Below are 15,006 nucleotides of genomic sequence, written 5' to 3'. Positions count from 1 at the left end.
GATTAGTTTACCACTGTTCCTTCCTTTCGCCAAGAATGCCCGGAGTACCGCGGATCGGTCGCTTGTTTGACATTTTTCATGTAAACTTACCTTATTATCGTTGAATTCTGAGATCAATCAGGTACTACATATAAATGGAGGTTTAATCGCACATGCTTCTGCAGGCCAATGGCATTACGAAATTATACGGAATCACTCCTGTGCTCGAAGGCATCCATCTGCAAATTTTGGAAAGGGAACGAATCGGCCTTGTCGGCGTCAACGGCGCAGGCAAATCGACGCTGCTTCAAATTCTGGCCGGAGAAATATCTTATGACGGCGGACAAATATTCAAAGCGAAAGAAACGACCGTGGGCTATCTGGCCCAAAACAGCGGACTTCAGTCGGACCGCACCATCTGGGAAGAAATGCTGAGCGTGTTCACTCCTTTGATCGAAGCCGAACGGGAACTGCGTCAACTCGAACAACAGATCGCCGATCCCGCTTCAAGCGAGGATCCGAAGAGATATCAGGATCTGCTCGACAGATATGCCGTCCGCTCCGATTGGTTTAAAGATCACGGCGGTTACGAAATGGAGACGCGCATTCGCAGCATCCTTCACGGGATGGGATTTGGAAGCTTTTCGCCGGACACGCTCATCTCCACCTTGAGCGGAGGCCAAAAAACACGATTGGCCCTGGCCCGCATCCTGCTTCAGGCACCGGACCTGCTCATGCTCGACGAACCTACGAACCATCTGGATATCGCCACCTTAACCTGGTTGGAAGATTATCTCCGCGGATATTCCGGCGCGCTGCTGGTCGTATCCCATGACCGTTACTTCCTGGACCGCCTCGTCACGACCATTGTCGAGATCGAGCGCCATCAATCCAAGCGGTATACCGGCAATTACAGCAAATATATCGAACTGAAAGCAGCGGAATATGAATCGGAGCTGAAGCAGTACGAGAAGCAGCAGGACGAAATCGCCAAGATGGAAACCTTTATTCAGCGGAACCTTGTACGCGCCTCGACAACCAAGCGGGCCCAGAGCCGGCGGAAAGCCCTGGAACGGATGGAACGGCTCGATAAGCCGATGGGCGACTTGAAAAAAGCCCATTTTTCCTTTGAAGTGGAATACATGTCGGGAAAAGAGGTGCTGCAGGTTAACGACCTATCCGTTGCTTTTGAGCCCGGTACTTATTTATTCCGGCACGTCTCGTTCGATCTGCGACGGGGCGAAACCGTAGCGCTGATCGGCCCGAACGGCATTGGCAAATCCACGCTGCTCAAGTGCCTTATCGGAGACATGAAGCCAGCCTCCGGAGCCTTTCAATGGGGCACAAAGGTTAAAATAGGTTATTACGACCAGGAACAGTCCGAGCTGAATCCGGACAACACCGTGCTTGAGGAACTGTGGAGCGCGTATCCGCATATGGAGGAAGCGAGGATCCGAACCGTTCTGGGGAATTTCCTGTTTAGCGGGGAAGATGTTTTGAAGAAGGTCGGTTCGCTCAGCGGCGGCGAAAAAGCGCGCGTCTCCCTCGCAAAACTGATGCTGTTGGAAGCCAATATGCTCATTCTCGACGAGCCTACGAACCATTTGGATCTGTTCAGCAAAGAAGTGCTTGAATCCGCGCTGATCGACTACGAAGGCACGCTGCTTTTTATTTCTCATGACCGTTATTTCCTTAATAAAATGGCGGAGCGGATTGTCGAGCTTCACCCGGACGGAGCCCTGCATTTCCTGGGTAATTACGATGATTACACGGAGAAAAAGCTGGAGCTCGACGAAATGAACAACGAACCGTCCGATCCTTTTGCCCGCACAGGACCCAAAAACGAAGCCAAACCGGAATCCCTTCCGGAAAAGCGCGGCGCCACCTCTTTCGAGGCCGATAAACAGGCTAAGCGGGAGGAAAGAAGCAGACAGCGCAGACTGGATAGCCTGGAGCAGCAAATTCATGCCATGGAATCCGAGATTGCAGAGCTTGAAGCGGAGATGGCACAGCCCGAGGTGTACCAGGATTATGTCGCCCTGCAGGAACGGCAGCAGGCGGCAGAAACGAAAAAATCTCAGCTGGAACAGATTTTTGCCGAATGGGAAGCCCTGCTGGAAGAGTAACACGTATGACGGACTATTGAGGGATTGGTAACAAATGAAACATCGGTTTGGCCCGGCTGAAAACGCAAAAATGTATTCATTCAAAAAAGTTCATAAAAGTGTTTCAAAAAGATATTCACATTTATACACAGCTTTATCCCCAAAAACCGTGCATAAGTTCAACAAAAAAATGGCCCATAGGGCCATTTTTTTGTTGTTAAATTAGCTCTTTAGTTACGATATCCAGGTTTATCCACTAATTTATGCACATTATCCACAGTTTCAACATGGGACTTTGAAAAATATATCCCCCTTTTTCATCTTCGACCAAAAGTGCGGCATAGTCGCATTTTTTCGGTTTGCGCACATTTTTGAACGGATATGTGGATAACCTTGTCCACAACTTGACAGAGCCATGATTTCGTGAATAGAAGGCGTTTTAATTCCCGACCCTCTGGATCAGCTTCAGAAAGCTTGTTCCGTATTCCGGCGCACCGATCCCTAAATACTCTGCCATCGTAGCTGCAATATCCGCCATCGTGCTCCGCTCGCCAATCGATACCGGCTTAAATTGTTTTCCGACAATGAACACTGGCGTCTGTTCTCTCGTATGATTCGAGTGGCCAATGGTCGGATCATTGCCATGATCGGCCGTAATGATGAGCATATCCTCATCCCCCAACTCCCGAATAAATGTCCCTAGGAAACGGTCCGACTCTTCGAGCACTTCCTTATACCAAAAGCTATCCTCTTTATGGCCGGCGAGATCGGTCTCCTGCACGTTAACCAGGAATACGGCATTGTCTTCGGCTTCCCGGTATTTTCTTCGGTACGTTTCCAGCACCTCCTTCGATTCGACGACCGGATCGCTGAATCCGTTGGCCTGGATGACATCTGCCGTTTTTCCAATGCGGTATACCGGATATCCGGCCTGCTCTGCCATATAAGCAAATTGTTTTTGGTAGTCTACCCCATACCCGAGATGAACTACATGATAACCTTCTCCATAGACATTCGCTTTGGGGGCGTCCACTCCCCACTGGCCCGGATTTTTTTCACGAACGACCGATAAAATCACATCAATGTTCGTCTTCTTGTTCCCAAACACGATAACCCGGCTAGTATCCACATTGGCGCGAACGACTCTTCCGATATTAACAGTTTCATCAAAAGGCAGAAGATTCAGGTCGCCTACCACGTTGATAATGTTACCTGGTTGAGACTCCAGATTGTCACCTACGACTACGGCTCCTTCAACAAGTAAAACAGACGCGCCGGAAACGGGATATTCCACTCGATAGCCTGCTGCTTCCAACGCAGCTTTGAGCGTGCTGCCGATTTCGGCCATTAACCGCTTCGCCGGCATCCCGGGTCTGCTTCCCATCAGCTCCTGGTGTCCCATAAAGGTATCGGCGCCATAATGGGCCAGATTGCAGCGTCCATAAGCCGCGAGCGGCTCACCTGTATCATCCACCAGCTTGCCAAGCCCCAGATTATACAGGACCGGAATCTCCAGCCGTACTGTTTCTCGAATATGTTTGTACGTATGTGCAAGAGAATCTTCAGGTTTGGTCGACTGACAATCCGCCATCGCTCCAATTCCGAATCCATCCAGTACCAGCAATGTAAGTTTCCCCATTTTCAAATCCCTCTTTTCTGGAAATGAACGATTTCCGGACTGAACGTATTTGCCCCTCTGACATAAGCAACATGGGAACGAGTAACGAATATCTGCGTCCGGAAGGCATATACGGCTGTGTCTCCTACCTTCATCGATGGCTCCCGGTCCAAACAACCATAATAATCGATATTCTCGGCGGAAAACCGGCTGATCTTCGCCTTCTGTGTGGTAATCTCTTGCGGGGATGATCCGTATAACGCCTGCTCCATGTGGGAACGAGCATAAAATCCCCCGGCGATCGTATAAGCATATTGGTCATCCATATGAGATATTTCAGAAACATACACCATACTCGGAATTTCATCCAGCCGATCGTTAAAAGCATGCAGGGGAGTCGTTCCTGTCAGGGCATGCCCGGGTTCTCCATGCGTTACGCCATAGCGCTTAAGCAGCGGAATGGTATAACAACTGGTTGCACTGGGCGCATTCACCTGCTTTACCTCGATCCCATACGATTCAAGGACTTCAACTGCACTTCTTAGCGTCTGCATATTGGGGGTATCGACAAAATCCGTATGCTCATCATTGATTTGCAGTACAGGAAAGCCGGTAACGCCAATAATTCGAATCCCCCTCAGCTTTAATAGATCGGGAAGGAGAGCTGACAGCTCATGCAGTAAAAATCCGCCGAACTGACCGGGGAAGATGATATCGCCTGGGCGGATTACCCTCAGAATGACCTCCTGAACTTGTCCCAATGCCAAAGCAGCCTCAGATAATTGGACGGCCCTTTCGATAGAAAACAAGGTTACCACTTCAGGCTTGATGTGCTGTAGGACAACTCCCCACTGGTTTTTGCCCGGCTGAACGATATGCCCGATATGACCGATTTTGCAGCCGGCTTCGGATAATGCAAAAGCTTCATCGATATCAACGGCCACCGCCTGTTTTATCCCGTTGCTTTCAATCAGCTTCCCGGCATAACCGCTGCGACCGATCTGCTTAGTCATATAATAGAGCTTCAATTCATGCTTTGCTGCCGTTTCGGACAGCACGCTTGCATTATGCTCTACTCCCTCAGCGTCAATCACATAAGTATTAGCCGGTATCTCCCCCTTCTGATGAAGGAGGAGCGCCGCTCTGATTAATCCCTCATTCCGTTTTAAAGTCATATCAATAAACATGGCCTGCTACCCCCTAAATTCCTGCAAAACATGACCCAAGATGCGGATAACCGTATCCGCAGAAGCTTTCATCGGATTGATGCGCAGACCGTATTCCCGGAGTTCCGGCTGACTCTCCAAAAAGCTCCCGGAAACCCGGTAAATCATCGGTACCAGCTCAAAGCGGGATTCCGCCCCGACCGGGTAGGTAGCTGCGCCATAGCGGGAAGCACGTTCAATAACGGCGGGAGCGATCGGCTGCTCCAACTCTACGATGACGTTCTTCGATTGCGAATTCGTGATGTAAGCATCGCGTACGCCGGCAACCTCTCCTCCCGCCAAACGATGGCATAATTTCTCCACCTGTTCATTCTGAATCGCCAGCATGACGGGAGCAAATACCATGCTGCGCAGCAGTTCATGGGCTTCATAGCCTTGCACCTGGCCGCCGCCCGAGTAGTTTCGAGCCTGCAGCTCTTGGATTCCTTCCCGCCTGCCGATAATGATGCCGATCCCTTGGGGACCCATCAGCTTAAATCCGGAAAATGTGGAATAATCCGCACCATACTCTGCACCGATGCCCAGCATTTTCATCGCGCAGTAGTTATCATCCACCACAATCGGCAGATCGGGACGCTTCTCTTTCACGAAGGCGATCAGGTCTTGAATTGAGTACGTATCCGAAGGCTGCTGTCTTGCATGCTGCACATAAAACACTTTGGAAACTCGATCCTTTTCCAACAGTTCCTTCACGCTGCTTAAGTCGTTGTAATTTGTCCGTGATTGCTTCAACCCCATCAAACGGAAGGTTTCCTTGGTAGTGGTATACATGGGAGCCGTATGAACGATAATGGAGTCGCCCGGCTCGACCAGTACGCTCAGAATGTTCCGAATCGCTCCCGTTCCGCTTCCCCGGACAAGTGCGCACTCTTCCCCACCGAAGGTACGAGCCAGAACCTTTTCCACCCGGGCCGTTACTAGCGGCCTGTGATACTCCGGATGCAGTCCGACATCTCCCATTTGAAAAAATTCATTGTTCGCGAACTCTTTGGTGATCTCATCTATCAATCGAAACTGCAGTTCTTGGGCTTGTTCCATCGTCCGATTCTGCAAAACCGAGTGTTCATATCTCATGCCGAGTTGCCACCCGCCTTTCTAATGCTGAATGCCCGCTGCGGATTGAGCACCAGAAACTTGTGAATTGTTGCTTCCGTAATCCCCCGTTCACGAAGAGCCGGAATAAATGTCCTTAACACGACGTCATAGCCCTGTCCCCCAAACGCACGCAAATGCGATCTTCTGGTCAGATCACTGGACAAAAGCAGTTGGTCCTCATACCCTTCCTCCACAAACTTCAACAACGATTCAATACGGGCTTCGTCACTGCGGTAGTTTTCCTTGCCGATGGTATCCAGCGCCACGTAAACTCCCGATTTCAGCGCCTCAAGCACCATTTCGTCCCGATCATTGAGGTCCTGGTGGCCTATAATAATCTGATCCATCGGGATGCCTTCCCTACTGAACAGCTCGATCTGCTCAAGCGCGCAGGTTCCAAGCGTCGTATGGGTAGACAACGGAAGCCCTGTTTGCATCGCCGCGGCAACCGCACCGTGAAACAGTTCCGTTTCGACGCTTTTGAATTCGTTCAGACTGCTTCCGATTTCACCGATTACGCCAGGCTTAATCCCTGTATCATCGATGCCATGTTCAATCTCCCGAATCATCCATTCAGCGAACTTGTCCCGGTCCCAATCCTGTTTCTCCAGCGGAATAAAAGGATCTTTATAGCAACCGGTGCTCGCGATAATATGGATGTCCGCCGCTTTACTGATCTCGGCCAGCCTTCTCGCATCCCGACCCATTCCGTCATTTGTCACTTCGACGATCGCCCGTCCTCCATGGGAATAAAAACTTTTCAGGTCATTCAGCACAAGTTTTGTATCCTGCAGGCACGTATCCTCATTTTTTTTAATCCGGCTCAAGTCAATGTGCAGATGCTCATGACAAGCACAAACGCCTAGCTGCTGCGGTTGTATCCGTTCAAGTACGGTCTGTATATACATCGAACCTCTCTCCTTACTGCGGTGGTGTAAACAATCCCAGAAGCACAAGAATGTTCCCCAAAATCCCGATCGCTATAGCACCTACAGGACCTACGGCCATACGAACAATCGGGCGTCCCGCCGCCTCATTCAGCAGGTAGAAGCCGGCGATCCCGAAATATCCAGACCCGGTACAATGGCATTGGCCGCATTAGCCCCTCCGATCAAAAGGGCAACTTCCAATACCCTGGTCATCGCCGTCCGGATGGTTTCACCCGAAGCGCGGATACCTGGATACCGATCCAAAAATTTGGCCATTTTGGACAACAACTGAATTTCCAAAAAGATGACGACCGCGCCGGCCAAAGCTGCAACGACCGGATTAGGCGAAAATATTCCCACCCCGAAAACAAATGTAAATCCTACGGGACCAAAGACCCCGGTAGCGATGGCTGTACTTGCAATCAGGGGAACAAAGCCGATCGCCTTGGCCAAGGATGCCATTCCTCCTTCCGTTATTTTCCCGTCTGCCAGCAGGCTGAGAGAGATTGGATCCCCGGCGATGACCAGAAGATTCGTGGCCGCAGCAGCCAATCCGCCGCTAATCATCACGATCCACGTAAACTTTTTAATCCTTGCCACACGGTCCGTAAACATGGAAGCAAGGGCGGAAAGGTTCTGGTCATCGGATTTTTCCTTCATTGCAAAAGCGATCAGAAAGGTCATTCCGACGATAAGCGCTATGCCTTCAGGACTTAAAACAACCGGTGTACCATCAATTTGAATGAGTTTATTGGTATTGCTGAAGACAACAAGCTGTCTGGCCAGGGCCGCTACCAGCAAGGTAACAACCCCTTTCTTGATCGAAAACTGGATGGCTATCGCAAGGGCGGGAAACACCATAAAGGACACAACCACAGGTTCCCCGATTTTGTTGAAGCCTTCGATGAAGTTGAGCGGAAGCATTTCAAAAGCTTTGACAACCGCCTGAAGGCCAAAATAAATTCCCGCACCATACAGGCCGCCAAGGGCGCCAGCCACGGCCGTGCTCATTTTTCCGCGTTTAAAAGCCAAGCCGATAATATCGGTACCAAGCAAAATACTATGAATTAGCAATATACTGCCTGAAATCGAAATGGGGATCCCGAACCCGATCACCAGTCCGAAACTCATCGCGAAAGCGGTTACGCCCAATTCTCTGCGAGTCATCCGTCCTTCGAGATTTTCAGGGACAATGGGTCTAAGTCCGTCATTAAACACGGCTATCCCCAGATTGGCCATGATAGCAGTTACAATTCCTAACCCAATGACTATCAATGCTTCCAGCATAAGATTCGCCCCCTGAATCGAATTCGTGTTATTGGATATTAAGCGCTTTCATGATAAGTTCAACGGCTTGCTCTTTATGGTCCGCCGTAAATCCGAATGCTTTAGCTCCTTGGGCAACAGCCTGATCAACCTTCTCTTGTGTCGGAGGATGGCCGGGCATGGAAACCGTCACGCAGTTCGGCTTGCCGACAAGTGCAATCGCCATAGCCAAAGCACCGCCCCCGCCGGTATAACAAGCGCCCAGATAATAATCGGCTTGTCCCGTCTTTAGTGCCATCGCGGCATCCAAATCGGATCTAACGTTCACCTCTATAGCTGTTCCGCCATACTGCTTGACCAAAGCCTCAATTTCCTTCTTTTCCACTTGTCCGCCAATGACGATTTTCATCTGAATCCCTCTTTTCTAAATGATATTTTATAAATGTGAAGCGTTTACAAAATGCATGATCAAGAACTCCCGTTCTTCCTCGGGAAGCTTTTGGCCCATCTGGGTTTCAATCCAGGTTACGTTCGTGTACGCTTGGGAAAAATGCGGGGACTGCCTGATTTCCTTCATAATATGTTCAGGAGGTGCGTTGAGCTCTTCCCCTCTCTCGATTCGCGTTATGGCCATGGCGAGGTGCGTGACCAGCTTTCTGTATTTCTTTTCGTTTCCTTCATCTATAAATTTTTCAATGGTTGCCTGGCAAATCTTCATTGCGTTGGGTGAAATGGTATTTGTAGAAAACAAAATATCAAGCCTTTCTCGCAAAGCGCTCACGCACTCATCACTCCCGTGTCAGTATTTAGGCATGCGTTCTCCAAGCTCAACCTGCTTCTGAACCTCCATTACATGCGCAGCGGATACCAGATTAAGCAAATACTCCATTTTCGAATTATCCTTGTTGATAACGATCGCTGCCCGGCTCATTTCCTTGTCCATTTTCAAGGCTTCTTCTGAAGTTAATTCAGCAAGATGAAATGAAGTGCTGTCAATTTCATCGATGTTCCATATCATCGCGTCAATTGACTTTGATTTCAAATGTTCAAACAAGTGCATGTAGTTGAGATTGACCAACTCCACGTTCTTGCCCTTTACCTCCAGATTCGTCAGTACCTGTTGGTCAATGGAGTAACTATCGACTCCAATTTTCATCCCGTCCTGAATTCCACCGGTGTTTTCTGCCAACACGATCGCATGGCGGGAGACATAGGAATTCACTCCGAACTCCTTAACAATTAACAAATCCTTGGATTTACTGCTCTCTGTTAAAGCGGCATACTTCGATACGAGCGCAAAGTCGTATCTGCCCTCTATCAGATTGTTCAAGCGAATCGCAGCTCCGCGCATAAACGCACAATGCAGGGGCAGCCCAATATCTTCAAAGCCTTCATGCAGAGCTGTTGCCAGCCCTTCATATTTACGCGAATAAGGAAGAGGCATGACACCGATAATATTATGGACGCCACAGCATTGAAGCAGCAGATTCATATTTTTATCCCGGAGAAATGTTCCCAGGTGTCCTCTTGATTCCAAAACGACACAGTTGTTTTCTTCCATTTGTTTTAATACGTTCTGAATTGTACCGCGACCAACACCATATTTTTTAGATAATTCTTCAATCTTTGGAATTCGGGTATCCAGTTCGATCAGCAAAATATCTTCTACAAGTTTTTTTAGCACGATGCTGCTTTTGGAATTCAGCCCTTGCATGATGTTCACTTGATCTCACCTCCTCAATGTACAATTTTCTGTATTTTGTATAGTTAATGATATCATCACCTCATATTGAATTCAATAGCTTTAAGCTCACAAACTAATTGTTAATAATTTACATGAATATACAACTCGGTAAAGCCAACAGGTGATTGTATCTTGGAATGGAGTTCTTATTGAATAATTAGATAAATCTAAACAATTATTAAACCTGTCCAAGAGAACCCTCGCCATGAAAAAAAGCCCTGCCGCTCTTACTAAAAGAGACGGCGGGCTATTTTTACAACGTTCCGGCCCATTCCTCCAAAGACAGCTGAGGGTCAGCCTTCATATGAAGCGGCGTAAAGCTGCCTTGCTTCCATTTCAAATGTGCGGCGGCCGCAATCATCGCGGCGTTGTCCGTACAATATCGATGCGGGGGAATCGTCAACGGAATGCTCTCCTGATCGCATCGTTCGGTAAGCAGCTGCCGAAGCCCCCTGTTTGCGGCAACCCCTCCGCAGAGCAAAAGCTGTTTCGCCTCATAAGCCTTCACGGCACGAACCGCTTTCTCAACGAGCACTTCCGTGACCGATTCCTGGAATCCGCGGGCGATGGCGGCTGTCTTTACCTCTTCGCCGCGCATTTTGCTCTGATTGACGACATTAAGCACAGCCGATTTCAAACCGCTAAAACTGAAGTCGTATGAGTCATGCTCCAGCCATACGCGGGGCAGATCCACGGCCTCCTCCGCTTCCAGCGCCAGCTTGTCCACATGCGGACCCCCGGGATACGGAAATCCAAGCGCGCGGGCAACCTTGTCGTATGCCTCTCCGACCGCATCATCCCGGGTTCGGCCGATGAGTTCAAAGCTTCCTTCATCCCGCATATAGACCAGCTCGGTATGCCCTCCCGAAACGACAAGCGCCATGGAAGGATATTCAATCGGTCCGACAATGCGGTTGGCATAGATATGACCCGCGATATGATGCGTGCCGATCAGCGGTTTATCCAGGGCATAGGCCAGGCTTTTGGCTGCCACGACGCCAACAAGCAGCGCCCCGACAAGTCCCGGTCCCTGGGTTACGGCGACAGCCGACAAATCCTGCAGATCCACGCCGGCCTCTCGGACGGCTTCCTCCAAAATCAACGTAATGCTCTCCACATGCTTGCGGGACGCCACCTCCGGCACCACGCCGCCGAAGGCTTTGTGGGTCTCGATTTGGCTGGCAATCACGCTGGACAGCACCTCGTGCCCGTCCCGTACAACCGCGACCGAGGTCTCGTCACAGCTTGTCTCTATGGCTAAAATCAGACTATGCAACCCTGTATGATTCTGTTCATTCATGATACGTCTTCGCTTCCTTCCTCATTTCCGCGATCATGGTAAGGCGGCAGATCCGCCCACATGATTAAAGCATCCTCCTGATTGTCGGAATAATAGGCTTTACGGATGCCTGCCGGTTTAAATCCCATTTTCTTATAAAGCCCTTGGGCAACCCCGTTGCTGACCCGGACCTCCAGCGTAATCCGTTCCATGCCCATAAAAGACGCCGTCTTCATCAGCTCGCCAAGCAGTCGTTCTCCCCATTTCCGGCCCCGGTAAGCAGACAGCAGCGCGATATTGGTAATATGCGCTTCATCAACGATCGTCCACATGCCTGCGTAGCCGATCGTTCGGCCTTCATATTCCATGATCATATAATGCGCAAAATGATTCATGGTCAGTTCATTGCGGAAAGCTTCCTCCGTCCAGGGAAGGGTAAACGCATCATGCTCCACGACCATGACATCGGGGATATCCGTCAGCGTCATTAAACGGAAGGAAAGTCCCTCATCCGCCGGCGATTCCTTAAACTCCTGTTCCATACTCCAATCCTACGCTCCCTTCACCGCTTGCGCAGCAGGTTGGCTTCCGCTTCCGAAAGCTGTGTATAGTTCGGTACCAAGGTATGCATTTCGTCACTTTCGCCGCGAAGCAGACGTTCTGCGCCAAGCCGGCCAACCCAGCGGCCTTCAAGCTCATAGGGAAGCACCGTCAGCGGCCCCTGATACGACTGCGACAGCCGTTCCGCCGCCTTGGCATGCACCGAAACGTCACCGGTAAACCAGATTCCGGCGGGGCATTCCCCTTCGCTCAATCCGTTCAGCTTGTCCGCAAGCTCGTCAATCCAGCTTTCCATCAGCCGGATGCCATCCGGCGCAAGCCGCCGGGGAACCTCTCCGCCTGTTCCTTCAAAAAGCGCCGTGTAGGCCTGACCGCGTCTTGCATCCAGCAGCGGGATTACCCAAAACGTTTCATCTCTTCCCGGGCGGCCCTGAAGTCCCGACTCTAATCCTCCCCAAGCTATAGCGTGCAGACTCGATACCCCGGCAACCGGAATCCGGTTGGCCCAGGACAGCGTTTTGGCAGCCGTCACCGCCATGCGCACGCCCGTATACGATCCGGGACCGATACCGACGGCTATGCCTTCAACTTCCTGGATGGTTAGCCCCGCTTCCTCCACCGCCCGCGCGATGACCGGATGCATATGCACGGAATGGTTCCGTTCCCCGCTGGCATTGATTTCCCGCAGCAGGGTTTCGTTCTCCAAGACCGCCACCGCAAGCGAGGATGTCGACGTATCCAACGCCAAAAACCGCTGACGCGGCATTCTGTCGTAATTATTCATTGATGCTTACCCCATTTTCATTCAAGTCATGGCACCACTGGCCGTAAGATTCGCCGATGCCCGTTACCGTGATCAAACGCTCGGACTCCCCGGTCGTTTCAATCAGGATATGAAGATACTCGCCGGGAAGGAGCTCGGTAATCAGACGGCTCCATTCCACCAGACAGACCCCTTCGCCAAAAAAATACTCATCCAGTCCCAGCTCGTCCGCCTCATCCACCGATAGGCGATATACATCCATATGATAGAGAGGGAGGCGCCCCTCATATTCCTTAATAATCGTAAATGTAGGGCTGTTTACCACGCCGGCGACCCCAAGATGCTTGGCAAAGCTCTGGGAAAACGCCGTTTTCCCCGCCCCAAGGTCCCCGTCGAGGCCGATGACCGTTCCCGGCTGCGCCTTTTTTGCCAGCCAAGAGGCCAGCCTTTCCGTGTCGGCCGGACTTTTTGAACTAAAACGGTACTGCTTTTCTTGACCGCTATCCGTCACCTGTGTACCCACCTTTTTCAGCTCGTATTGCTAGAATTGACTTGAACTTAATTATATCGGTCTGTCCACCGCCCCGCAAGGGAAGGGATCCCATGTATTAAAACGGTTTGTACCATGCATAATCCAGGCTCAACGCGCGTATGTTCTCAAAGGGCGGAATCCCAAAGACCCGATAATAAAAAAACCTTGCATCCGCATAACCTTCGTGGGTTAATCAACCGGAAACAAGGTGCCCGTTTATGGAATTCCGTATGCTGAGCAGAAATGCCCCCGTTATCCTTCTCAAAGGACGGCAGGGTTTCTGCGCTGAACAAAATCGGCGGCTACTCTTCTTCCAGCCGTTGCACGCTAACCGTAATCGTATTGGTCGGCCGTGATCCGACTTGAACCGTGGCCATGCCGTTCTCGCGGTCGATCTCTTCGATCCATACCGGCTCGCCTTCCAGCTTCACCTTGTATGTGTCTTCCGATTTAAAAATGTTGATGGCTCGTTCCAGATCCATGGTTTATTCTCCTTTCCCGGTATTTCCCGGCGTTTCATCCACCGTCTTCATCGTATCTGTCGTCGTGGGGCCGATCATCCCGTTGTCGTTCGTGACATTCCCGCCGGCTAACCCCTCGTTGACCATGCGGTCGATATCCAGCATCGTCGATTCTCGTTCCATTCCGCTTTCAGGACCGGTCACTTCGTTCCAATCCGGCATTTCTCCGTTAACCGCTTGAACTGCTTGATCGTCGGCAGCGTTTTGGGGACGGGATAATTCCTGCGTCTCCGTTTCTTTATGTTCCCGGGTCATGTTTCGCTTCCTCCTTGCCGGCTTGGGAAATCCCTTTGAAATCCAATCTAAATATGCCTCAACTCCCCCCGAAATATGCAAAAAGCCTTTTGACTCATACCAGAGTCATTTTTTGGGCAGAATATATGCCATATAGCCAGATTTAAAAGTCATTATTGAATTTACGGACTAATCTACAAAAAAATGATAGGGAGGTTTCATTGATGCATACGGTTTGGAAAGGCGCCATCAGTTTCGGACTCGTGCACGTACCCGTCAAAATGTTCTCCGCCACCGAGGATAAAGACATTTCCATGAGATATGTCCATAAAGCGTGCGGAAGTCCGCTCTCCTACGTACGCAAATGCCCGGTTTGCGAGGAAGAGGTCGGCTGGGAGGAAATCAACAAAGGATATGAATACGAAAAAGGAAAGTTTGTGCTGTTTGAAAAGGAGGAGCTCGAGCAGCTCTCCGAGCAAAACAATAAAAACATTACGATTCTCGATTTCGTGGATTTGACGGAAATAGACCCGATCTATTTTCAGAAAACATACTATCTCTCTCCCGACCAAGCCGGCGCCAATGCATACCGCCTTTTGCTGGAAGCCATGCGTCAGTCCGGGAAAATCGGCATCGCCAAAATCGCCATCCGCTCCAAAAGCAGCATGGCGGCCATTCGGGTCATTGAGGATTGCCTGGCCATCGAAACGATCTTTTACCCCGACGAGATCCGTCCGATTTCGCAGGTGCCGAACCTGCCCGAAAACGTCACGGTAAACGAGAAGGAGCTGACCATGGCGCAGATGCTGATCGACCAGCTCTCCACTGCGTTTGATCCGGCCAAATATACGGACGATTACCGTGAACGCCTGCTGGATATAATCAACAGCAAGGTGGCCGGTGAGGAAGTCAAAATCGCTCCTGCCCGCCAGGAAACCAATGTGGTGGATCTCATGGCCGCCCTGCAGGCCAGCATCGAGGCCGTAAAGCCCATTGCCACCGATCCGGGCATGGCTCCGAAAAAGCGGAAAACGACCCGCAAAACCGCAGCCGGGGATGCCGCCGTCAAAGTAAGCGGAGACGGAGCCGAGACGGAAGGGCCGAAGCCTAAACGCCGCACCGCCAAGACCAAAAAGACGGAAACCGGCTCCTGA

General features: G+C 50.6%; 15 protein-coding genes and 1 pseudogene. 2 read left to right on the top strand and 14 right to left on the bottom strand.

Translation table 11 applies throughout. The features are described from left to right. Positions 1 to 152 precede the first annotated feature (152 nt). A complete protein-coding gene (locus XI25_RS28975; RefSeq protein ID WP_046681297.1) occupies positions 153 to 2,105 on the top strand; it encodes an ABC-F family ATP-binding cassette domain-containing protein in 1,953 nt (650 codons plus the stop codon). A 418-nt stretch (positions 2,106 to 2,523) separates the two neighbouring features. Here the strand turns inward: XI25_RS28975 and XI25_RS28970 are convergent, their stop codons facing one another. From XI25_RS28970 to XI25_RS28905, 14 genes and pseudogenes are all read right to left on the bottom strand, one after another. Continuing rightward, the gene (locus XI25_RS28970) at positions 2,524 to 3,723 is read right to left on the bottom strand and encodes a phosphopentomutase (RefSeq protein ID WP_046681296.1); all 1,200 of its coding nucleotides are present in this window, start codon (positions 3,721 to 3,723) and stop codon (positions 2,524 to 2,526) included. A 2-nt stretch (positions 3,724 to 3,725) separates the two neighbouring features. Then, the gene (locus tag XI25_RS28965) at positions 3,726 to 4,889 is read right to left on the bottom strand and encodes an alanine racemase (RefSeq protein WP_046681295.1); all 1,164 of its coding nucleotides are present in this window, start codon (positions 4,887 to 4,889) and stop codon (positions 3,726 to 3,728) included. A gap of 6 nt (positions 4,890 to 4,895) precedes the next feature. Then, on the bottom strand, positions 4,896 to 6,002 hold the full coding sequence (locus XI25_RS28960) for an aminotransferase class V-fold PLP-dependent enzyme (protein WP_046681294.1): 1,107 nt from the start codon (positions 6,000 to 6,002) through the stop codon (positions 4,896 to 4,898). After that, complete coding sequence (locus XI25_RS28955; protein ID WP_046681293.1) at positions 5,999 to 6,931, bottom strand: phosphotriesterase family protein; 933 nt, start codon at positions 6,929 to 6,931, stop codon at positions 5,999 to 6,001. Before XI25_RS28955 ends, XI25_RS28960 begins: the two co-directional genes overlap by 4 nt. Before the next feature lie 13 nt (positions 6,932 to 6,944). Then, positions 6,945 to 8,191, bottom strand: a pseudogene (locus XI25_RS28950) (YhfT family protein). Positions 8,192 to 8,267: 76 nt separating this feature from the next. Continuing rightward, complete coding sequence (locus XI25_RS28945) at positions 8,268 to 8,627, bottom strand: DUF2620 domain-containing protein (RefSeq protein ID WP_046681292.1); 360 nt, start codon at positions 8,625 to 8,627, stop codon at positions 8,268 to 8,270. A gap of 27 nt (positions 8,628 to 8,654) precedes the next feature. After that, positions 8,655 to 8,999: a PRD domain-containing protein gene (locus XI25_RS28940; RefSeq protein ID WP_046681291.1), complete on the bottom strand. Its 345-nt coding sequence runs from the start codon at positions 8,997 to 8,999 to the stop codon at positions 8,655 to 8,657. An 18-nt stretch (positions 9,000 to 9,017) separates the two neighbouring features. Next, positions 9,018 to 9,932, bottom strand: a complete 915-nt coding sequence (yhfZ, locus tag XI25_RS28935; RefSeq protein WP_046681465.1) for a GntR family transcriptional regulator YhfZ — start codon at positions 9,930 to 9,932, stop codon at positions 9,018 to 9,020. Between the two features lie 283 nt (positions 9,933 to 10,215). Beyond that, the gene (gene tsaD, locus XI25_RS28930; protein WP_046681290.1) at positions 10,216 to 11,262 is read right to left on the bottom strand and encodes a tRNA (adenosine(37)-N6)-threonylcarbamoyltransferase complex transferase subunit TsaD; all 1,047 of its coding nucleotides are present in this window, start codon (positions 11,260 to 11,262) and stop codon (positions 10,216 to 10,218) included. Next, a complete protein-coding gene (rimI, locus tag XI25_RS28925; RefSeq protein ID WP_046681289.1) occupies positions 11,259 to 11,783 on the bottom strand; it encodes a ribosomal protein S18-alanine N-acetyltransferase in 525 nt (174 codons plus the stop codon). The genes tsaD and rimI overlap by 4 nt, the downstream gene beginning before the upstream one ends. Before the next feature lie 20 nt (positions 11,784 to 11,803). Further along, positions 11,804 to 12,586 (bottom strand): tRNA (adenosine(37)-N6)-threonylcarbamoyltransferase complex dimerization subunit type 1 TsaB, encoded by a 783-nt coding sequence (gene tsaB, locus XI25_RS28920; RefSeq protein ID WP_046681288.1) that lies wholly within the window; start codon positions 12,584 to 12,586, stop codon positions 11,804 to 11,806. Next, entirely contained in the window at positions 12,579 to 13,076 is a 498-nt protein-coding gene (gene tsaE / locus XI25_RS28915; protein WP_046681287.1) for a tRNA (adenosine(37)-N6)-threonylcarbamoyltransferase complex ATPase subunit type 1 TsaE, read from the bottom strand. Before tsaE ends, tsaB begins: the two co-directional genes overlap by 8 nt. Before the next feature lie 323 nt (positions 13,077 to 13,399). Beyond that, positions 13,400 to 13,579: an H-type small acid-soluble spore protein gene (locus XI25_RS28910; RefSeq protein ID WP_046681286.1), complete on the bottom strand. Its 180-nt coding sequence runs from the start codon at positions 13,577 to 13,579 to the stop codon at positions 13,400 to 13,402. A gap of 3 nt (positions 13,580 to 13,582) precedes the next feature. Beyond that, a complete protein-coding gene (locus XI25_RS28905) occupies positions 13,583 to 13,873 on the bottom strand; it encodes a hypothetical protein (protein ID WP_152669241.1) in 291 nt (96 codons plus the stop codon). 203 nt (positions 13,874 to 14,076) lie between these two features. Here XI25_RS28905 and ku point away from each other — a divergent pair, with 203 nt between their 5' ends. Then, complete coding sequence (gene ku, locus XI25_RS28900) at positions 14,077 to 15,006, top strand: non-homologous end joining protein Ku (protein ID WP_046681285.1); 930 nt, start codon at positions 14,077 to 14,079, stop codon at positions 15,004 to 15,006.

This window comes from Paenibacillus sp. DMB20, from assembly GCF_000987955.1.
GTDB lineage: Bacteria > Bacillota > Bacilli > Paenibacillales > Paenibacillaceae > Paenibacillus_AQ.
The sequence above is the reverse complement of the archived record's forward strand: the minus strand, read 5'-3'. Positions and strand labels throughout refer to the sequence as shown.